The 20,149-nt window shown below is 68.3% G+C and carries 16 protein-coding genes; 2 read left to right on the top strand and 14 right to left on the bottom strand.

Features of this window, described 5'->3' with window-relative positions:
- Positions 1 to 2,055, bottom strand: a 2,055-nt coding sequence (locus JHD80_RS17630; RefSeq protein ID WP_199089920.1) for a DEAD/DEAH box helicase, incomplete at its 3' end; no start/stop codon positions are given.
- Positions 2,056 to 2,415: 360 nt separating this feature from the next.
- Between JHD80_RS17630 and aidB the strand changes: the two genes are divergently transcribed.
- Positions 2,416 to 3,237 carry an AidB family quorum-quenching N-acyl homoserine lactonase gene (gene aidB / locus JHD80_RS17625; protein WP_199089918.1) on the top strand — a complete coding sequence of 274 codons (822 nt, stop codon included), beginning with the start codon at positions 2,416 to 2,418 and terminating at the stop codon, positions 3,235 to 3,237.
- A gap of 137 nt (positions 3,238 to 3,374) precedes the next feature.
- Here the strand turns inward: aidB and recN are convergent, their stop codons facing one another.
- The 8 genes from recN to JHD80_RS17585 all read right to left on the bottom strand — a co-directional run bounded on the left by recN (position 3,375) and on the right by JHD80_RS17585 (position 13,370).
- A complete protein-coding gene (gene recN / locus JHD80_RS17620; RefSeq protein WP_199089916.1) occupies positions 3,375 to 5,057 on the bottom strand; it encodes a DNA repair protein RecN in 1,683 nt (560 codons plus the stop codon).
- 71 nt (positions 5,058 to 5,128) lie between these two features.
- Positions 5,129 to 6,046: an outer membrane protein assembly factor BamD gene (locus tag JHD80_RS17615; RefSeq protein ID WP_349237296.1), complete on the bottom strand. Its 918-nt coding sequence runs from the start codon at positions 6,044 to 6,046 to the stop codon at positions 5,129 to 5,131.
- A gap of 274 nt (positions 6,047 to 6,320) precedes the next feature.
- Positions 6,321 to 7,268, bottom strand: a complete 948-nt coding sequence (gene lpxC / locus JHD80_RS17610; RefSeq protein WP_199089914.1) for a UDP-3-O-acyl-N-acetylglucosamine deacetylase — start codon at positions 7,266 to 7,268, stop codon at positions 6,321 to 6,323.
- Between the two features lie 305 nt (positions 7,269 to 7,573).
- On the bottom strand, positions 7,574 to 9,280 hold the full coding sequence (gene ftsZ, locus JHD80_RS17605) for a cell division protein FtsZ (RefSeq protein WP_199089912.1): 1,707 nt from the start codon (positions 9,278 to 9,280) through the stop codon (positions 7,574 to 7,576).
- A 96-nt stretch (positions 9,281 to 9,376) separates the two neighbouring features.
- Positions 9,377 to 10,672, bottom strand: coding sequence for a cell division protein FtsA (ftsA, locus tag JHD80_RS17600; RefSeq protein ID WP_199089931.1), 1,296 nt, complete (start codon positions 10,670 to 10,672; stop codon positions 9,377 to 9,379).
- A gap of 32 nt (positions 10,673 to 10,704) precedes the next feature.
- Positions 10,705 to 11,667 (bottom strand): cell division protein FtsQ/DivIB, encoded by a 963-nt coding sequence (locus JHD80_RS17595; protein ID WP_248311620.1) that lies wholly within the window; start codon positions 11,665 to 11,667, stop codon positions 10,705 to 10,707.
- Positions 11,668 to 11,672: 5 nt separating this feature from the next.
- Entirely contained in the window at positions 11,673 to 12,587 is a 915-nt protein-coding gene (locus JHD80_RS17590) for a D-alanine--D-alanine ligase (protein ID WP_199089910.1), read from the bottom strand.
- 285 nt (positions 12,588 to 12,872) lie between these two features.
- Positions 12,873 to 13,370: a MarR family winged helix-turn-helix transcriptional regulator gene (locus JHD80_RS17585; protein ID WP_199089909.1), complete on the bottom strand. Its 498-nt coding sequence runs from the start codon at positions 13,368 to 13,370 to the stop codon at positions 12,873 to 12,875.
- Between the two features lie 118 nt (positions 13,371 to 13,488).
- Between JHD80_RS17585 and JHD80_RS17580 the strand changes: the two genes are divergently transcribed.
- Entirely contained in the window at positions 13,489 to 14,376 is an 888-nt protein-coding gene (locus tag JHD80_RS17580) for an EamA family transporter (RefSeq protein ID WP_199089907.1), read from the top strand.
- On the opposite strand, the gene murB is transcribed toward JHD80_RS17580, so the two are convergent.
- From murB to JHD80_RS17555, 5 genes are all read right to left on the bottom strand, one after another.
- A complete protein-coding gene (gene murB / locus JHD80_RS17575) occupies positions 14,351 to 15,277 on the bottom strand; it encodes a UDP-N-acetylmuramate dehydrogenase (protein WP_199089905.1) in 927 nt (308 codons plus the stop codon). The genes JHD80_RS17580 and murB overlap by 26 nt on opposite strands.
- 139 nt (positions 15,278 to 15,416) lie before the next feature.
- Entirely contained in the window at positions 15,417 to 16,823 is a 1,407-nt protein-coding gene (gene murC / locus JHD80_RS17570) for a UDP-N-acetylmuramate--L-alanine ligase (protein ID WP_199089903.1), read from the bottom strand.
- Between the two features lie 15 nt (positions 16,824 to 16,838).
- Positions 16,839 to 17,942, bottom strand: a complete 1,104-nt coding sequence (gene murG, locus JHD80_RS17565) for an undecaprenyldiphospho-muramoylpentapeptide beta-N-acetylglucosaminyltransferase (protein WP_199089901.1) — start codon at positions 17,940 to 17,942, stop codon at positions 16,839 to 16,841.
- Between the two features lie 3 nt (positions 17,943 to 17,945).
- Positions 17,946 to 19,070, bottom strand: a complete 1,125-nt coding sequence (locus JHD80_RS17560) for an FtsW/RodA/SpoVE family cell cycle protein (protein WP_199089899.1) — start codon at positions 19,068 to 19,070, stop codon at positions 17,946 to 17,948.
- Positions 19,071 to 19,200: 130 nt separating this feature from the next.
- Entirely contained in the window at positions 19,201 to 20,049 is an 849-nt protein-coding gene (locus tag JHD80_RS17555) for a LysR family transcriptional regulator (protein WP_349237295.1), read from the bottom strand.
- Positions 20,050 to 20,149 lie beyond the last annotated feature (100 nt).

Genomic DNA, 20,149 nt, shown 5'->3' with positions numbered 1-20,149 from the left:
CCCCCCCCCCCCCCCCCCCCCCCCCCCCCCCCCCCCCCCCCCCCCCCCCCCCCCTTTTTCAAGCAGAAGACGGCATACGCGATCGCGCCTAGAGTCTCGTGGGCTCGGAGATGTGTATAAGAGACAGTCATACGGCTTCTTGAAGCCACCACCGCCGGGCTTGCCGTCGTCGCGGCGCGGCGGACGTGCGTCGTCGCGCGGGGGCCTGCTGTCGGCGCGATAAGGCTGGCGGTCATCGCCTCGCGGCGCGCGTTGGTTCGCGTCCCGGGGCTCGAAGCGCGGCCGCTGCGGCCTGTCCTCGCCAGCCGGCTGCTCGTCACCCCAGCTCCGGCGCGGCGCGGCCGGGCGCTCGGCCTTGTCCCCGAAGGCCTTGGCCGGGCGGCGCTCGGCCTCGGTCGTCGGCTCGATCACGATCTTGTCGCGATCCGGGATACGCACCGATTCATAGAAGCGATCGGCGACATCGGCATCGATCTCGACCTTGGTCTCGCGATCGAAGATGCGGATCGCGCCGACCTCGTCACGCGTGATCCGGCCACGGCGGCACAGCATCGGTAGGAGCTGGCGCGGATCGGCGCCCTGCTTGCGGCCGATATCGAGCCGGAACCAGACGGTGTCGCCACGCGGGCCGGCGGGCTTGCGCGCGCGCTCGCCATCCTCGCCCTGCTCGCGCCCAGCACCGAATGGGCGCTTGGCGGCGTAATCCTCGTTGGTGCGGACCGGGCGGCGCTCGTCGCGGCCGAAGCCGGGGTCGCCGACCTCTTCCGCCGCCGGCAGGCGGGCGCGGTAGAGCCGGACCAGCGCCGCCGCGATGTCGCGTGGCTCGCGGCCCGCCATCAGCGCATCGATCATGCCGGCATCGTCCTCGGATCCGTCGCCGTTGAGCAGCGGATCGGAGAGCAGGCGCTCCTGGTCGAGGACGAGGATTTCCTCCGCCGTCGGCGGGCCGATCCACTCGGCCTCGACCTTCCCCTCCATCAGCAGGCGCTCGGCCTTGCGGCGGCGCGACTGCGGCACCAGCAGGACGCTCGTGCCCTTGTTGCCGGCGCGGCCGGTGCGGCCCGAGCGATGCTGCATCACCTCGGAATCGTTCGGCAGTTCGGCATGGATGACGAGGTCGAGCCCCGGCAGGTCGATGCCGCGCGCCGCGACATCGGTCGCGACGCAAACCCGTGCACGGCCGTCACGCAGCGCCTGGAGCGCGGCGTTGCGCTCGTTCTGGCCAAGCTCACCAGACAGCGCCACGGAGGTGAAACCGCGCTCCAGCAGGATCGCCTCGAGATGGCGCACGGCGTTGCGGGTGTTGCAGAAGACGAGCGCCACCGGCGCATTATGGAAGCGCAGCAGGTTGACGACAGCGAGCTCGGCTTCCTTCGGGAAGACGCGCACAGCCTTGTAGGCGATGTCGGCATGGCCGCGCCGCGTCGCTTCCACCTCGATGCGCAGCGCATCGCGCTGGTAGCTCTGGGCGAGCTGGACGATGGCCTTGGGGAAGGTCGCCGAGAACAGCAGGCTGCGGCGCTCCGCCGGCGTGGTCTTCAGGATGTATTCGAGATCGTCGCGGAAGCCGAGATCGAGCATCTCGTCAGCCTCGTCGAGCACGACGGCCTTGAGCGCGGAGACGTCGAGGCGGCGGCGCTCGATATGATCGCGCAGGCGCCCGGGCGTGCCCACGACGATATGCGCGCCCTCGTCGAGCAGCATCGCCTCGCGGCGCGGGTCCATGCCGCCGACGCAGGAGATCACCCGCGCGCCGGTCTGGGCATAGAGCCAGGCGAGCTCGCGCTGCACCTGCAAGGCAAGTTCGCGCGTCGGCGCGATGATCAGGGCCAGCGGCTCGGCCGCGGGGCCGAGCTTCTCGGCTGTGCCCAACAGGGTCTCGCCGATCGCGAGGCCATAGGCGATGGTCTTGCCGGAGCCGGTCTGCGAGGAGACCAACAGGTCGCGCCCGCGGGCGGCGTCTTCGATGACGGCGCTCTGCACCGGCGTCGGTTCGGAGTAATTGCGATCGGCGAGCGCGCGCGCGAGCGGCGGGCTCGTGAGGGAAAAGGACATGCGATAAGGGCCTAGAGGTTTGCGGCGTAAGATGAATTAACGGCGCGAAGCGTGGCGATGGGTTCAGGCGGCATTCGGTAATCGGACCGAAAAGTGCGTTTCACTTCTCAGAAAATCCGATGCCAAAACAAATAGTTAGGTCGCCCCCAGGGGCGTCCGGCAGGACGCATGGCGATCTAACGGGCAGCTGCACCATCGGATGACAGCAGCTCATAAAGCAAAGCGACACAAAAGGAAATGCGGCATTCCCGCGCCCCGCGCAGGGCTGAGCCGGGCCGGACGCGCCTTGCCGGCAAGGCGGCGGGCCCACTAGCTTCCGGGCTTCAGCGAACGTGCAAGATGCCGCAGCGGAGAACAGCCATGGTCCAGCAGTCCCGCCGCATCGGCGCCTACGAGGTCTCGATCCTGCATGACGGCGTCTTCGAGGCCCCGCTCGATGTGCTGATCCACGCCGATGGCGCGGCCGCCCGCGACGGGGCGCTCGCGCGTTGGGGCAAGCCGAAGATCAGCATCGTCGTGAACTGCTTCGCCCTGAAGGGGCAAGACGGGATCACCCTGGTCGATGCCGGCACCGGCCCCTTCTGGGGCGACGCCATGGGCCATGCCCCGGCGGCCATGGCCGCCGCCGGGATTGCGCCGGAGGATGTCGCCCGCGTGCTGATCACGCATCTCCATGGCGACCATGCGCTCGGCCTGTTCGACGGCGATGCAGCCCGCTTCCCGAATGCCGAGATCATCGTGCCCGAGGCCGATTTCGGCTTCTATGACAACGAGGCCAATCGCGCGCGAACACCGGAAAAGAAGCAGGGTGCCTTCGCCATCACCGCGACGCTGAAAAAGCTTTATGTCGGCCGCATCCGCGCTGTCCCGGCAGGCGAGGCCCATCCGGGCATCAGCCTGATCCCCCTGCCCGGCCACACCTTCGGCCATAGCGGCTACCTGATCGAGGGCGCGGACGAGAGCCTGCTGCTCTGGGGCGATGCGCTGCATCTCTCCGACCTCCAGGCTTCGGACCCCGATATCGGCTTCGTCTACGATCTCGATGCCGCGACCGCTCTGGCCTCCCGTCGCGGCATCCTGGAGCGCGCCGCGCATGAGAACTGGCTCGTCGGCGGCGGCCATGTCGAGGGCTTCCGGCGGGTGGTCAAGAAGGGCGCGGGCTACGAGCTGATTGCTGCGTAAGCTCGTCGACGCGCCTTCATTCCGGGCAAGCGAAGCGTAGACCCGGAATCCATCGTAGAGCGCAACGCCCTTCCATGGATTCCGGATCAGCGCCGCTATCGCGGCTTGTCCGGAATGACGACTTCAGGGAATTCGCTTCAGCCGCGCAAACCCGCCGCCTGCAGCAGGCGCCCGGCCGCGGCGCGGGCCTCCTCGGTGATCGAGGCGCCGGCCAGCATCCGCGCGATCTCCTCGCGCCGCGCCTGGTCCTCCAGCGCCGTGACCCGCGTCACGGTGCGCGAGGCGTCGCCCTCCCCCGCCGATTTGGCGATCAGGAAATGCTGCCCGGCTTTGGCCGCAACCTGCGGCGCATGGGTCACCGAGATCACCTGCACCCGGCCAGCAAGCCGCGCCAGGCGCTCGCCGATCGCATCCGCCACGGCGCCGCCGACGCCGGTATCGATCTCGTCGAAGACCAGGGTCGGCGCCGAGCCGCGCTCGGCCAGCACCACCTTCAGCGCCAGCATGAAGCGCGAAAGCTCGCCGCCCGAAGCGACCTTCATCATCGGTCCCGGCCGCGTGCCCGGATTGGTCTCGACCCAGAACTCGACCTTGTCGAAGCCTTCCGGTCCACGCGCGTTCGCATCGCTGTCGATACGGGTTATGAAGCGCGCCCGCTCCAGCTTGAGAGGCGGCAATTCGGCCTTCACGGCCGCATCGAGCCGGGCCGCGGCCTCCTGCCGCGCCGCGGACAGGGCCTGCGCCAGCCCGACAAAGGCTGCTTCGGCCTCGCTCAGCTCGGCTTCGAGCCGCGAGAGCGACGATTCGCTTTCATCCAGCGCGGCGAGATCGCTCGCCATCGTCGCAGCCAGTACGGAGAGCCCGTCGACCGGCACGTCGTATTTGCGCCCCGCAGCCCGCAGCGCGAACAGGCGCTCCTCGATGCGCTCCTGCTCGCGCGGATCGTATTCGGCCGCGCGCATCGCGGCCGCGAGCGCCTCGCCGGCCTCCTCCAGCGCGACGATCGCGGTGTTGAGCGCCGCGATCGAGGGATCGACCAGCTCCGGTGCCTGGCTCGCTCGGCGCTCCAGCCGGCGCAGCACGGCGGCGAGCGTCGGCACGGCGGAGGATTGCCCGCCGACCGCCTCATAGGCCTCGTTGAGATCGCGCGCGACCTTCTCGGCCTGCATCATGCCCTGGCGGGTGGCGGCGAGCGCATCTTCCTCGCCGGGCTGCGGCGCGAGCTTGCGGAGCTCCTCGACGGCATGACGCAGGAAATCCGCTTCCTTGCGTGCCGCCTCGACGCGCAGGCGCTGCGATTGCAGGGCCTGTCGCGCCCGCTTCAAGGTCTCGCTCGCGGCTGCGACAGCTTCCGCCTGCGCCTCCAGCCCGCCGAAACCGTCGAGGATCGCGCGATGCTGCGCAGGATCGGTCAGGGCGCGGTCGTCATGCTGGCCGTGGATCTCGACGATCGCGGCGCCGACCATCCGCAGAATCTGCACCGAGACCGGCTGATCGTTGATGAAGGCGCGGGTGCGTCCGTCGGCATATTGCACGCGGCGCAGGATGAGATCGCCGTCGGTGTCGATCTCCTGCGCCTGCGCCAGCTTGCGGGCCGGATGCTGCATCGGCAGGTCGAAGACGGCGCTGACCTGGCCTTGCGCCTCGCCATGGCGCACGAGCGAACCGTCGCCGCGCCCGCCGAGCGCCAGCGCGAAGCCGTCGAGCAGGATCGACTTGCCCGCGCCGGTCTCGCCGGTGAGCACGCTCAGCCCCTCATGGAAGCCAAGATCGAGCCTGTCGATCAGGACGATGTCGCGAATCGAGAGCTGCGCCAGCATCGGCGCTCAGCCTGGTCGTCGGAAGCGGCAGGATCGCCCATGGCCCATCATGCGAGGGGCGTCCTCTCTCGTCAGAGACTGCCGATCCCGATGATGCCGCCGACCGTCCGCGAGAAGCCCTGGAAGGCGCGGCTGATATAGGACCCGCGATCCTCGCGCGGCTCGAGCCCGCCGCTCTGCAGCAGGGCATAGGCATCCTTGTACCACGGGCTGTCTGGGAAATTGTGCCCGAGCACGGCCGCGGCGGTCTGCGCCTCGCTGGTGATGCCCATTGCCATATAGACTTCGGTCAGGCGCATCAGCGCCTCCTCGACATGGCGGGTGGTCTGGTACTTAATGATGACGTCGCGGAAGCGGTTCACCGCGCCGGTGTAGTTGCGCTTCTCCAGATAGTAGCGCCCGACATTCATTTCCTTGCCGGCGAGCTGATCCTTCGCCACCAGGAGCTTCTCCCGGGCGTCGACCACATATTCCGACTTCGGATAGGTGACGATGAGGTGCTCCAGGGCCTGGATCGCCTGGCCCGTGCGCTCCTGGTCGCGGGTCGCGTCGGGGATCTGGTTATAATAGGACATCGCCAGGATGTACTGGGCGTAGGCCGCATCCGGGCTCGCCGGGTTCTGCGCGATGAAGCGCTTCGAGGCGGTGATCGCCTCTTCCCACTTGTTGGCCTGGAAATTGGTGTAGGCCGTCATCAGCAGGCCCTTGCGGGCGTAAGGCGAGAACGGCGCGGTCTTGTCGATATCCTCGAACTTCTTCGAGGCGCCCTCGCTGTCGCCGCTCTGCAGGCGCGCAAGGCCTTCGTTATAGAGCTTGTCGGCCGGCGTCGGCGGCGTCAGGTCCGGCTTGTAGACCTCGGGCTTGTCGAAGGGATTGATCGAGGAGAGGGTATCGCAGCCGCCGAGCAGCAAGGCGGCGCCCAGCGCAAGGACGATGCCCTTGCGCGGCGAAAGACCGCGATGGATTGCCGGAAGGCTTTGCCGCGTCACGCTCACAGTCGTCCGTCCTCTTTCGATCGTCCCTCAGGCACCGGACCCGAAAGTGGAAGCCACTTTTCGGGACAATCCGATGCTGAAACCAAGAACCGGATCGCCAATCCGCGTCTGGTGGACGCATGGCGATCAAGCCTCCGGGAAGCATGCCTTACCTCAGACGCTTCCCCCGCGCCACTCCCGAAAAACGGTTATGACGGGATTCCGCACGGATGCGGCATCTGGGACAAAAACCCGGCGAATGGAAGGCGAAGCAGCCTTTGCCCGCGTTTCAGTGCAGATCCGGCGCAAAGGCGGCCGGAGCGGCTGCGGCCATCTGCACGGCGCGCGGCGCTGCGAAGACGGGCTGGGATTCGACGATCGCGAAATTCGCGCGATCGGCGAACAGCGCCTCGAGGATGCGGACATTCATGCGGTGGCCGCCGCAATAAGAGCGGAACTCGCCGATGATCGGGTAGCCGGCGAGCGCGAGATCGCCGATCGCATCGAGCACCTTGTGGCGCACGAACTCGTCGCCATAGCGCAGGCCTTCGGGGTTGATCACCCGGTCGTCGCCGACGGCGACGGTGTTCTCGAGCGAGGCGCCCTGGGCGAAGCCCGCCTTCCAGAGCTGCTCGACATCGCGCATGAAGCCGAAGGTGCGGGCCTTCGAGATCTCGCTGGCATAGGCCTGCGCGTCGAGATCGAAGATCTTGCGTTGGCGGCCGATGACGACGCTGTCGAAATCGATCTCGACATCGAGGCGGAAACCGTGGTCGGCCGGGGTCAGCTCGGCGAAGGCGCGGCCCTGCTCGATGCGGACCGGCTGGAGAACCTTGAGATAGCGGCGCGGCGCGGCGAGCGTCGTCATACCGGTCGCCTCGATGGCCGCGACGAACTCGCGGGCGCTGCCGTCCATGATCGGCATTTCCGGCCCATCGATCTCAACGAGCACGTTGTCGAGGCCCATGCCGGCGCAGGCCGACATCAGGTGCTCGATGGTCGAGACCGAAGCCGGGCCGCGATCGCCGATGACGGTGCAGAGCTCGGTGGCGCTGACCTTGGTGTGCTTGGCGTGGATGAGCTGGGGCGGCATGCCCTCGAGGCCCGTGCGCAGGAAGACGACGCCGGAATTGGCGCTGGACGGCTTGAGGCAGATGCTGGCGGGGGCTCCGGAATGGACGCCGATTCCGGTCAAGGTCACGGCTGCCCGCAAGGTCGTCTGCCGATCGAAGCTCATTCCGTCATCCAATCCTGATCATCGGGGTTGCCTCTCTTCCGCCGCGGCGGGGTGGCAGGACCACGATGTCTATCCAAGGCCGGCACCGGAGCAGAACCCGGCGACGCTGTCGTCTGATGCGCCGCAAGATAAGCTTTTGGAGCCGCCTCTCAAAATCACGCTTTCTTTCGCTGTGTTACAGCGCTGCCCGGCCCGAGCGCGCGCATTAAAGTCCTGAAAGATAAACATTTTCTAACGACGAAAAGCCCGCCGCGGAGATACCGCGGCGGGCTTTGTTGCAGAGCCGTGAGAGGCTTTGTGTCCGGTCAGTTCGCCTGGCGGCGGAGGAAGGCCGGGATCTCGAGATGGTCTTCCTCGCTGGAGCGAGTCGGGGCAGCGCGGCCATGCGGGTCGAGCTGGCCCTGCGCCGGGCGCGAGGCCGGCTGCGGCGCCGGGCGGCGCATATACTCGGCATGCGCTGCGCTCGGCGCAGCCGCCTGCGGCATCGGAGCCTGGGGCATCTGACGGGCCGGCGCGGGAGCCGGAGCCATCTCGGCCTCGTCATCCTTGCGGCCGCCGAAGCCGACGGAGGCGAGGCGCTGCATCAGCGACATGCGCTTCTGCTCGACGGCGCTCGGCGGCTGCGGCGCGGGCTGGACGCCACGATGGGCATTGAGCTGGGCCTGGCCCGGAGCCGGCAGGTCCTCGACGCGCGGCATGCGGGTCGGGCGGACGACGGCGCGCTCCGGCATCGGCGGGATGAAGCTCTCGTCGAAATGCAGGTGCGGCTCGGCATGGTGGACGGGCTCGGGCGCCGGAGGGGCGGCCATCACCGGGCGCGGCTGCACCGGCTCGATGCGGATGTCCTGCGCGACCTGGGCGATCGGAGCGGGCTCCGGCATCTGAGCCGGGGCGACGCGGGCCGTTTCGATCACGGGAGCCGGCGGAGCGACCGGGCGTGCGGTGGCGACCGCGGCGTTGCTGCGCAGGCGGGCCTCGGCCTTCAGGCGCTCGGCGACCTGGGCGATGCGGGCTTCGGTGTCGTCGTTCTCGACCAGCGACGAGATCGGCTTGTCGATGCCGGTCGCGACGACGGAGACGCGCACAGTGCCTTCCAGCGATTCGTCGAAGGTCGCGCCGACGATGATGTTGGCCTCGGAATCGACCTCCTCGCGGATGCGGGTGGCGGCCTCGTCGACCTCATAGAGCTTCATGTCGCGCCCGCCGGTGATCGAGATCAGCAGGCCGCGCGCGCCCTTCATCGAGACGTCGTCGAGCAGCGGGTTGTTGATCGCGGCCTGGGCCGCGGTCAGCGCGCGCTTCTCGCCCTGCGCCTCGCCGGTGCCCATCATCGCCTTGCCCATGCCGCGCATCACGGCGCGCACGTCCGCGAAGTCGAGATTGATCAGGCCGGGGCGGACCATCAGGTCGGTGATGCAGGCGACGCCCGAATAGAGCACCTGGTCGGCCATGCCGAAGGCATCGGCGAAGCCGGTGGTCTCGTTGGCGACGCGGAACAGGTTCTGGTTCGGGATGACGATCAGGGTGTCGACCGCCTCGTTCAGCTCGCCGATGCCGGCCTCCGCCATGCGCATGCGGCGCTGGCCTTCGAACTGGAACGGCTTGGTGACGACGCCGACGGTCAGGATGCCCATGTCGCGGGCGACGCGGGCGATCGCGGGGGCAGCGCCCGTGCCGGTGCCGCCGCCCATGCCGGCGGTGATGAAGACCATGTGGGCGCCCGCCAGATGGTCGCGGATCTCGTCGATGACCTCTTCGGCCGCCGCGCGCCCGACTTCCGGCTGCGAGCCGGCGCCGAGACCCTCGGTGACCTGCAGGCCCATCTGCACGATGCGGGAGGCGCGCGACAGGGCGAGAGCCTGCGCATCGGTGTTGGCGACGACGAAGTCGACGCCGTCGAGGCCGGCCTCGATCATGTTGTTGACCGCATTGCCGCCGGCGCCACCGACGCCGAACACCGTGATCCGGGGCTTCAGTTCCCGGATGTCCGGGGCTTGCAGATTCATCGCCATGATTGCCTCTTTTGATCCCTTGTCCGGCGCCTGGCGGGAGCCGTCCCGATTGCTACGTTTGACGCCGTGGCCCGCCCTGGGGACGAGCCGTACTCACTAGAAACTGTCTTTCAGCCACCGCCCGACGCGCGAGAAGTAGCCATCCGTCCCGGTCGCGAAATGGCGCGCACCGGCAGCACGCGGCTCGAAATGCTCGACATGGGCGACCTGCGGGTAGACCAGCAGGCCGACCGCCGCCGCGAAGGCCGGGCCCTTGCCCGCTTCCGGCAGGCCCTTGATCCCGAGCGGGCGGCCGGTCCGGACCTGCCCGCCGAGGATGCGCCGGGCCACTTCCGGCAGTCCGGTGAGCTGGCAGGCACCGCCGGTGAGGACGACGCGCCGCCCGGCTTGGGCCGAGAAGCCGGCATTGTTCAGCCTGTCGCGCACCAGTTCGAGGATCTCCTCGACGCGCGGCTTGATGATCCTGACCAGATGCGACTTGGCGAGATGGTTCGGCATGTCGCGCTCGTCGTCGTCGACCTGCGGCACCGCGATCATGTCGCGCTCGTCGGACGCGCTGGAGATGCAGGAGCCGTGCAGCGTCTTCAGCCGCTCGGCCGCCGAGACGCGGGTCGAGAGGCCGCGCGCCACGTCCATGGTGATGTGGTTGCCGCCGACGGCGATTGCGTCGGCATGGACGAGATGCCCGCCCGAGAACACGCCGAGCGAGGTCGAGCCGCCGCCGAGATCGACGAGGACGACGCCCATCTCCGATTCGTCGTCGACCAGAACCGAGAGGCCGGAGGCGTAGGGGGTCGCGACCACCGCCTCGACTTCGAGATGGCAGCGCTCGACCGCGAGCATCACGTTGCGCGCCGCTGCCGCTTCGCTGGCGACGACATGCATGTCGACCGAGAGCTTGCCGCCGATCAGGCCGCGCGGATCGAGCACGCCGGGCACGCCGTCCAGCGCATAGCCGGTCGGCAGGGCATGGAGCACGGCCTTGCCGGGGCGCAGCGCATGGGTCGCGGCCGTCGCGAGCACGCGCTTCACATCGCTGTCGCCGACCGAGCCGGAGCGCAGGTCGACGCTCGCCGCATAATGCTGCGAGCCGATGCGCCCGCCGGTCAGGTTGACGATGACCGACTGCACCTCGACCTTCGCCATGCGCTCGGCCGCGTCGACAGCGGCACGGATCGCGCGCTCGGCGCTTTCGAGATCGACGATCGCGCCGCCCTTCAGGCCGAGCGAGCGCTGGTGGCCGATGCCGATGATGCGGGCGACATGGGTGCGCCCGCGCAGCCGTTCGTTGGTCTCGGCCGGGCTGAGCTCGGCGATCAGGCAGACGACCTTGCTGGTGCCGATGTCGAGAATCGACAAGGTCGCGCTCTTGCGCGACGACAGCGGACGCATGCGGGGCGTCAGACCCTGGGAGGTGACGTGGTTCACGCCTCGCCTCCCTTCTTCTTGGCCTTGCTCTTGAGCTGGTCGGCGCGCGCCGCGGCAGCCTCTTCCGAGAGCCGCATCGTCACCCGGTCGGGCTGGCGCAGGTCGATGGCCAGCACGTCCTTGTCGAGGATGCGATAATCGCTCTCCAGCGACACGAGGCGCTGCACCGCGGCTTCCGGCTTGGTCTCGGGCAAGCGCACATCCATGCCGTTGTCGAGTTTCAGGTTCCAGCGACGCCCGGAGACCAGGGTCGCTGCGCGGATATGCTGGGCGAAGGCGCCGGCCTTGCTGCGGATCGCCAGATATTCGGCGGCGCGGTTGTTGGCATCGGCGCCGACGACCAGCGGCAGATAGGCGAAGCGGCCATCGTCCATCTTGTCGATCACCGTGCCGTCGGCCGCGATCACGAAGAGCTCGCCCTTCACCTGCCAGAGCGCATAGGGCTCGCGCTCGGTGAGCGCGATCGAGACCTCGCCCGGATAGAGCTTGCGGACGGCGGCCTCGCGAATCAGCGGCGTCGCCTCGAGCTGCTTGCGGGCCTCGTCGGCATCGAAAAACACCAGCGAGGTCTTCGAATCGATGCCGGCCGCAACCAGGACCTCCTGCTCGGACAAGCCCGAGAGGCCGGAGATGGTGACGCGGTCGATGCCGAAGCCGAGCGCCCGCGCGAACATGTGGCGCGGCTCGCCGTAATTGTCCTGCATGGTCTGCCAGTGGCCGCCGAGCACGAAGCCGCTGCCGAGGCTGAGCGTCAGGAAGCCCAGCGCCAGCCAGGTGCCGAGGCTCTGCGGCAGGCGCTGCGCCAGCGGCACCGCGACGGCGCTACGACGCGAGCGGCGCATCCAGCGGCCCTGGCGCTGCTCACCCACCAGCAGCTGGGGGGCGGCATGCGCGACCGGCAGCCGGGAGAGCGGCCGGGCAGGCGCATAGCGGGGCATGGCAACGGTTTTCGCCGACATCGCTTTCACCGATCGAGGGAGGCGTCCTCCACCATCCATTTGACGAGCTCACCGAAATCCAGGCCCGCATGGGCAGCCAACTCGGGCACCAGGCTGGTCTCGGTCATCCCGGGCTGCGTATTGACTTCCAGCCAGACGAGCGTGTCGCTCTCGTCGTGGTAGCGGAAGTCAGATCGGCTGACGCCCCGGCATCCGATTGCTTGATGCGCCGTTAACGCACACTCTTCGATCTGCTGGTAAATTTTCGGTAAAATTTGAGCCGGACAGATGTGGATCGAGCCGCCTTTCGCGTACTTCGCGTCGTAGTCGTAAAACTCACCGGTTGCGGCTTGTATTTCGGTCACACCGAGGCTGCGGTCGCCCATCACCGCGCAGGTCAGTTCGCGCCCGGCGATGAAGGTTTCTGCCAGCAGCATCTCGCCGCAGGGCCAGTCCGGCCGGGCGATTTCCTGCGGCGGATGCTCCCTGCCCTTCTTGACGATGACGACGCCGACGGAGGAGCCCTCGTCGATCGGCTTGAGCACGTAGGGCGGCGGCAGGACATGCGCCTTGGCGGCGGCGAATCGCGAGACGTTGACGCCGTGGGCGACCGGTACGCCGGCCGCCTTCACCACGGTCTTCGCCCGGTCCTTGCGGATCGCCAGCGCCGAGGCCAGCACGCCGGAATGGCTGTAGGGAATGCGCAGGATCTCCAGCACGCCCTGGATCGTGCCGTCCTCGCCGAAGCGGCCATGCAGGGCGTTGAAGGCGACATCGGGCTTCAGCTTCGCCAGCACCTCGGCGATGTCGCGCTGCACGTCGACGCGGGTGACGCGGTAGCCGACGCTTTCCAGCGCCCGCGCGCAGGCCGCGCCGCTGTTGAGGCTGACCTCCCGCTCGACGGACCATCCGCCCATCAGCACTGCAACATGTCTGGTCATCGACGCTTCGCTCCTGCGATGCGTCCAACCTCGTTAAACTTGGTTAACAGCGCGTTAACCAAGACGAACGCCGCGTTAATGGGCGGCGTCGGCGTTTCGCGGCAAGGCCTTGCGGAACCCGTTCGCGGCGGGATCGAGCACGAGTGTTTTCAATGAAACGTGGGTCATCCCGGCCGGAGCGAAGCGAAGAGCCGGGATCCATGCCTGAACCTTGATCGGAAGCGCTCGGGCATGGATCTCGGGTCAAGCCCGGGATGACCGCGCGGTTCCCGAGAGAATCAGCCGCTAGCCGATCTTTGCGAGCAGCCGCCTGAGCTCCGCCCGCTCCTCCCCCGAAAGCGCGCTGACCAGCCGCTCCTCGGTCGCGACATGGCTGACGACGATTCGGTCCACCAGCGCGAAACCGGCCTCGGTCAGCACGATCCGCAGTGCCCGCCGGTCTGCCGGATCGGGCTGCCGCTCGATCAGCCCGCGCTTCTGCAAGCGGTCGAGCCGGTTCGTCATCGCCGAGGTCGAGATCATCATGTCCGCGGCAAGTTCGGAGGGGGAAAGCGCCCGCCCCCTGCCCTGGCGCCGGAGCGTCAGCAGCACGTCGTGGCCGGCGAGATCGAGATCGTCCCCGGCGAGATTGGCGGAAACCCCGTCGCGCACCCGGTCCGCCGCTCGCCAGAGATCGCCGCAGACCGCCATGACGCTGGTATCGAGATCGGGCCTCTCCCGTCGCCACTGCGCCAGGATCGAATCCATCGGACCGCCCTGAACGCCGGCTCGCTCCTGACTCATTCCGGCTCCTTGCCAAGTATCTTCACGTCAGATAATTTGATATCGAATTATCTTATATCAAATCAAACTAGCAGCCGCGCCGCCAAGAGCCAAGCGCGCCGCGCGATCGGAGGCCGACATGCCGCTGAACCGGACCTTGCTGACCACGATCCTCGTGCCCTGCATCTGGGGCACCACCTACATCATCTTCACACAGACGTTGCCGGTGGATCATCCGCTGCTCGTCGGTGCGCTGCGGGCCCTGCCCGCCGGCCTGTTATTGATGGCGCTCGGAGCCGGCCTGCCGCCGCGCGACAAGCTCTTGCCATTGGCGGCGCTCGGCCTCGCCAATATCGGCATCTTCTTCGCCCTGCTCTTCGTCAGCGCGGCGCGCCTGCCCGGCGGGCTTGCCGCGACCGTCGGCTCGACCCAGCCTTTGATCGTCGGCCTGCTCGCCTGGCCCTTGCTCAACCGGCGTCCGGGGCGCGGCCAGATCCTCGCTGCGCTCGCCGGTCTCGTCGGGGTCGCGCTCTTGGTGCTCGATCCCCACGCCAAGCCCGATGCGATCGGCATCATCGCCGGGCTCCTCAGCGCCGCCTCGATGGCGACCGGCACCGTGCTGATCGAACGCTGGGGCAAGTTGGGTTCGCCGCTCGCAATCGCGGCCTGGCAGCTCACGCTCGGCGGCCTGATCCTGCTGCCCATCGCCCTGTTCGTCGAAGGTCCGCCGCCGGTGCCGAGCGCCCTCAACGGGCTCGGAATGACCTATCTGGTGCTGGTCGGCACGGCCCTGACCTACTGGCTCTGGATCAGGGGCATCACCACGCTGGGCGCAGGCGTCGCCTTCCTCGGCCTGCTCAGCCCGACCATGGCGACGATCCTCGGCGCCCTACTTCTGGGGGAATGGCTGAGCCCGCTTCAGTTCCTCGGCATCGCGATCGTGCTGGGTTCCACGATCGTCGGGATGATCCTCTCCCGCCGCCGCGCCTCGGCAGCCCCGGCTACGCCGCAACCCCGAGCCGCTTGATCTCCCACTGGAGCTCGAAGCCGGAGTTTTCCTTGACCCGGCGGCGAACCTCCTCGCCGAGCCCTTCGACATCGGCGGCCGTCGCGCCACCAGTGTTGATCAGGAAGTTGCAGTGCATCTCCGAGACCTGCGCCCCGCCGACGCGCAGGCCGCGGCAGCCCGCAGCGTCGATCAGCTTCCAGGCCTTGCCGCCTTCGGGGTTTTTGAAGGTCGAGCCGCCGGTGCGCTCCTTGATCGGCTGGGCCGCCTCGCGGGCCGCCGTGACCCGGTCCATCTCGGCCTGGATTTCCGCCTGGTCGCCCGGCCGGCCCTGGAACAGGGCGGAGGTGAAGATGATGTCGCGGGTCGAGGCCGCGCTGTTGCGATAGGTGAAACCCATCTCGGCATGCGAGAGCGTCACGATCTCGCCCTTGCGGGTGACGCCACGCGCCGAGACAAGCACATCGGTGGTCTCGCCACCATGAGCGCCGGCATTCATACGCAGCGCCCCGCCGATCGAGCCGGGGATGCCGCGGTAAAAGGCGAGCCCGTCGAGCGAGGCATCCACCGCAGCGCGGGCAACCTTGACGTCCGGCACCGCCGTGCCGGCGCGCAGACGGTCGCCGCTCTCCAGCGCGATCTCGCCGAAAGCCTTGCCGCCGAGCCGGACCACGACACCGGGAATGCCGCCATCGCGCACGATCAGGTTGGAGCCGAGTCCGATCACCGTGACCGGAATGTCCTCCGGCAGCTTCGACAGCAGATAGGCGAGGTCCTCGTCATCGGCCGGCGTGAACAGGATCTGTGCCGGACCGCCGACGCGGAACCAGGTCAGGCCGGAGAGTTCCTGATTGGCGAGAAGCCGGCCCCGCAGATCGGGAGCCGAGGCGCGGATATCGGAGGAGAGGTCTGCGAAGGGCATGGCGTCGCTTTAGAGCATGGTGGTCGGGGACGGAACAGGCCGTCATTCTCGGGCGAAGCGAAGCGTAGACCCGAGAATCTCTGGCAGGAGATGCTCGGGTCAAGCCCGAGCATGACGGCGCAATTGCGGAGAGCCGCGCCTACCCCTTCAGCGCCGCCAGTTCCCCCGGCAGCGCATAAGCCCATTGCGTGATGTTGCCGGCGCCGAGGAACACGACATAGTCGCCCGGCCCCGCCAGCTCCGCCACCATCTCGGCGAGCTTGTCGGAGCTCTCCAAGGGCAGCGCGTGGCGATGGCCGCGCGCCTTGATCCCGGCGACCAGCGAATCGCGGTCGGCGCCGGGGATCGGCGCTTCGCCCGCCGCATAGGTATCGGTCACGATCACCGTGTCGGCATCGTTGAAGCAGGCGGCGAAATCGTCGAACAGGCTCGACAGGCGGGTGTAGCGATGCGGCTGGACGATCGCGATGACCTTGCTCTTGGTCGAGGCGCGGGCGGCCTTGAGCACCGCGGCGATCTCGACCGGGTGGTGGCCGTAATCGTCGAAGATCAGCGCGCCGTTCCACTCGCCGGTCTTGGTGAAGCGGCGCTTGACGCCACCGAAGCCGGCCAGCGCTTCGCGGATACGCTGCACGGGGATGCCGAGATCGTAGGCGACCGCGATCGCAGCCGTGGCGTTGAGCGCGTTGTGATGGCCGGGCATCGGCATGACGAGGTCGCGGATCACCTCGTCCCGGCCGGTCTTGCGGTCGCGGATCAGCAGCGTGAACTTCGCCTGCCCGCCCGAGAGATCGATATCGATCAGGCGGAAATCGGCCTGCGGGTTCTCGCCATAGGTGACGACGCGCCGGTCGGTGATCTGGCCGACGAGGCCCTGCACCGTCGGATGGTCGATGCACATCACCGCGAAGCCGTAGAAGGGCAGGTTCTCGACGAAGGAGCGGAAGGCCGCCTTGATCGCGTCGAAGGTGCCGAAATGGTCGAGATGCTCGGGGTCGATATTGGTGACGATCGCGACGTCGGCCGGCAGCTTCAGGAAGGTGCCGTCGGACTCGTCGGCCTCGACCACCATCCAGTCGCTCTCGCCCATGCGGGCATTGGTGCCGTAGGCGTTTATTATGCCGCCATTGATCACGGTCGGGTCGAGCCCGCCCTTCTCCAGCAGCGTCGCGACCAGCGAGGTCGTCGTCGTCTTGCCATGGGTGCCGGCGATGGCGACGCAGCTCTTGAGGCGCATCAACTCGGCCAGCATCTCGGCGCGGCGCACCACCGGTAGGCGCTGCTCGCGGGCCGCAAGCAGTTCGGGATTGTCGCGCTTGATCGCGGTCGAAACGACGACGACCTCGGCCTCGCCGAGATTCTCCGCCTTGTGGCCGACGAAGGTGGTGATGCCCTTGTCGGCGAGGCGCTTGACGTTCGCGCCGTCGGAGGCGTCCGAGCCCTGCACCTTGTAGCCGAGATTGTGCAGGACCTCGGCGATGCCGGACATGCCGATGCCGCCGATGCCGACGAAATGGATGGAGCCGAGCTTCGGCGGCAGCTTCATGGTCCTGGAATCCTGTCAGTTCGGAGTATGGGCCGTGGCGATCACGAGATCGGCGAGGCGGTCGGCAGCGTCGGGAATGCCGGCGCTCTTCGCGTTTGCCGCCATCGTCGTCAAGTGCGCGGGCTGTGCGATCAGCTTCGACAATTCGGCGGCAAGATGGCGCGGCGTGAATTCGGGCTGGAGAATGCGGATCGCTCCGCCCACCCCTTCGAGGAAGGCGGCGTTCGCCGCCTGGTCCTGGTCGAGCGAGCCCGGCAGCGGCACCAGCAGGGCGGGCCGGCCGATCACGGTGAGCTCCGCCACCGTCGAGGCGCCCGAGCGCGCGATCACGAGCTGCGCCGCCGCCATCTGCGCCGGCAGGTCCTTGAAGAAGGGCGCGATCATCGCCGGGACGCCGAGCGTCTCGTAGATGCCGCGCACGCGCTCGTCGTCCTCAGACCGCGCCTGCTGCACGATGGTCAGGCGCGCCCGCTCGGCATCGGTGAGGAGCTGGACTGCCGGCGGCACGATATCGGCCATGATGCGCGCACCCTGGCTGCCGCCGAAGACGAGCAGCCTGATCTTGTCCTCGCCCGGCGGGTCATAATCATGGCCCGCAGCCTCGATCACGGCCGGGCGCACGGGATTGCCGACATGGCGGCACTTGGCCTGCTGCGCTTCCGTCAGACCGCCGACCTCTGCAAAGCCGGTCGCGATCACGTCGGCCCGGCCGGCGAGGAAGCGGTTGGCCCGGCCAATCACGGCGTTCTGTTCGTGGATGAGCGTGCGGACGCCCGCGAGCGAGGCGCCGAGCACCGGCGGCACGGTCGGATAGCCGCCGAAGCCGACGACGACGTCCGGCTTCACCTGCCGGATGATCCGCCGCGCCGAGAACGTGCCCTTGGCGATGTTGAACAGCGCCGCCGCCTTCTGCAGCGGCGAGCGGCCGGACGGCGTCGCCGCCGGCACGGCATGCACCGCCTCCGCCGGGAAATTGCCGGCGAACTCGGCGGCACGCGTATCGGTCATCAGCACGACGCGCATGCCCTTGGCGTGCAGCGCGTGGCTCAGCGCCTCCGCCGGGAAGAGATGGCCGCCGGTCCCCCCGGCCGCCAGCATGATGAGCTTGCCAGCAGCCATCGATCAGCGCCCGAAATCGGCGGAGCGTGGCCGCCGCCGCGTGAGCGCCAGCAGGAAGCCGGTGCCGACCGCGAGCGAAAGCAGCGAGGAGCCGCCATAGGAGATGAAGGGCAGCGTCATGCCCTTGGCCGGCATCATGTGCAGGTTGACCATCATGTTGATCGCCGCCTGGATGCCGAAGAGCAGGGCGAGTCCGGTGACCGCGAGACGGATGAACGGGTCCTCCGCCTTCTGCGCCACGAACAGCGCCCGGATCACGATCACCGCGAAGAGCGCGACCAGAAGCATGCAGACCACGATGCCGAATTCCTCGGCCGTGACCGCGAAGATGAAGTCGGTATGGGCATCCGGCAGGATGCGCTTCACCGTGCCCTCGCCCGGGCCTTTGCCGAGCCAGCCGCCCTGCGCGAAGCTCTCCAGCGCCGTGTCGACCTGGAATGAATCGCCCGACCCCTTGTCCATGAAGCGCTCGATGCGGGCGCGGACATGCGGCACGAACTCATAGGCGACGACGATGCCGACGGCACCGACGCCCCCTAACCCGATCACCCAGAACCAGTGCAGGCCGGCGACGAAGAACAGCCCCGCCCAGACGAGGCTGACCAGCATGGTCTGGCCGAAATCGGGCTGGAGGACGAGCGGCACGATGGTGAAGGGCAGCAGCAGCAGCGCCAGGATCGTGCCCGGCAGGTCCGGCCGGCGCGTGCCTTCGGCAAAGGCCCAGGCGGCCATCACGACGAAGGCGGGCTTGAGGAACTCCGACGGCTGGACGGAGCCCAACGGCCCGAGTGTCAGCCAGCGTTTCGCGCCCTTCACCTCAACGCCGAAATAGAGCGTCGCCACCACCATGGCGAGCGAGCCGACATAGAGCAGCAATGCCGTACGGCGCACCTGGCGTGGCGTCATCAGCGACACCCCCAGGAAAATCACCATCGCGCCGGCGAGATAGGCCGCCTGTCGGTTGACGAAATGGAAGGTCGAGAGGCCGAGCCGCTCGGCCACCGGCGGGCCGCCGGCCATCAGCAGCACGACGCCCGAGACCATCAGCGCGACGAGCGCGGTCAGGATGAAGCGGTCGATCGACCACCACCAGCGACCGCTGAGAGAAGGTTCCGCGCGCGAGACCATGACGGGCATCCCATCGACAAATTCTGCGCGGCCGAAGCCACGCCTGCGTGACGAATCACTCTGTCAATGAATGGTTAACCGATTGATTCCGATGTGCCGGATCAGCGGCTTCGGGGCAGCGCCATCCACATCATCGCACGGCCACGGAGCGGAACGCCGACGCCATCCCGTTGAGCAGCGCGGCGGCCCGCGGGCGGCTCACCGCCGAGTGCAGAATGATGGGCCGCGGCGGGAGTGGCGGCAGCTTGAAGCGCCCGCCGACCTCGACCAATCCCGCCGGCACGGCACAATGCGCGAGCGGCGCCAGACCAAGGCCGGCGCTCGCTGCCGCGGCGACCGAAGCAGCACCCTCGCCGACGAACGACTCCCGCCACGGCAAGCCCGCGACAGCCAGGGCATCGACCGCCATCGCCCGCAGATTGCAAGGCTGCCGCTGCACCGCGAGCGGCAACGGCTCGCCCTGGAACGGCGAGAATGTCGGCGCGGCGAACCAGCCGAACCGCGACTCGGCGAGGATTTCCCCGTCGCGCCGGCTGGCATCATGGCGCAGGACGATGACCGCATCGAGCTCGCCGGCATCGAACATCTCGAGCAGCCCGCGCGAGAGCCCCGTCCGCAGCGACAGCGTCACGCCCCCACCCGGCTGCCCGGCGACCTGGATCGCCCGCGTCAGCTCGGGTCCGACGAGATGATGCGTGACGCCGAGATTGAGCGACACGTTCTCCTGCATCAGCGCCTCAGCGGCGCGGCGGTGGGCAGCGAGGATGTCCCGCGCCGGCCCGAGGAAGCGCTCGCCGGCCGGAGTGAGGCCGATACGGCGCGGCGTGCGTTCGAGCAGGCGCTGGCCGATCTGCGCCTCCAATCGCTTCAACCGCAGCGAGACCGCGGCCTGCGTCGTGTTCAGCGTGGCCGCCGCCTTGGTGAAGGAGCGCAGGTCGGCGGCGAGAACGAAGGTCTCGACAGCTTCGGGATCGAGCAAGCGGCGGATATCCATAACAGAACGATATCACTGATATCCGAAACCCGACAGTTTCGATGAGATGAAAATCGGCGTCTGGTCGTGGCATCGCCTCCGGACT

This window comes from Allobosea sp. ASV33, assembly GCF_016428755.1.
GTDB lineage: Bacteria > Pseudomonadota > Alphaproteobacteria > Rhizobiales > Beijerinckiaceae > Allobosea.
This window is presented reverse-complemented; position numbering and strand designations above follow the sequence as displayed.

Bases quoted from the DNA above. Each gene is read 5' to 3' on its own strand.
- murB (WP_199089905.1), bottom strand. From the start codon at position 15,277: ATGCCCTTCGCAGACCTCTCCTCCGATATCCGCGCCTCGGCTCCCGAT.
- murG (WP_199089901.1), bottom strand. From the start codon at position 17,942: ATGGCTGCTGGCAAGCTCATCATGCTGGCGGCCGGGGGGACCGGCGGC.
- JHD80_RS17580 (WP_199089907.1), top strand. From the start codon at position 13,489: ATGCCGCTGAACCGGACCTTGCTGACCACGATCCTCGTGCCCTGCATC.
- murC (WP_199089903.1), bottom strand. From the start codon at position 16,823: ATGAAGCTGCCGCCGAAGCTCGGCTCCATCCATTTCGTCGGCATCGGC.
- JHD80_RS17560 (WP_199089899.1), bottom strand. From the start codon at position 19,070: ATGGTCTCGCGCGCGGAACCTTCTCTCAGCGGTCGCTGGTGGTGGTCG.
- JHD80_RS17595 (WP_248311620.1), bottom strand. From the start codon at position 11,667: ATGTCGGCGAAAACCGTTGCCATGCCCCGCTATGCGCCTGCCCGGCCG.
- JHD80_RS17585 (WP_199089909.1), bottom strand. From the start codon at position 13,370: ATGAGTCAGGAGCGAGCCGGCGTTCAGGGCGGTCCGATGGATTCGATC.
- aidB (WP_199089918.1), top strand. From the start codon at position 2,416: ATGGTCCAGCAGTCCCGCCGCATCGGCGCCTACGAGGTCTCGATCCTG.
- lpxC (WP_199089914.1), bottom strand. From the start codon at position 7,268: ATGAGCTTCGATCGGCAGACGACCTTGCGGGCAGCCGTGACCTTGACC.
- recN (WP_199089916.1), bottom strand. From the start codon at position 5,057: ATGCTGGCGCAGCTCTCGATTCGCGACATCGTCCTGATCGACAGGCTC.
- JHD80_RS17590 (WP_199089910.1), bottom strand. From the start codon at position 12,587: ATGACCAGACATGTTGCAGTGCTGATGGGCGGATGGTCCGTCGAGCGG.
- ftsA (WP_199089931.1), bottom strand. From the start codon at position 10,672: ATGCGTCCGCTGTCGTCGCGCAAGAGCGCGACCTTGTCGATTCTCGAC.
- ftsZ (WP_199089912.1), bottom strand. From the start codon at position 9,280: ATGGCGATGAATCTGCAAGCCCCGGACATCCGGGAACTGAAGCCCCGG.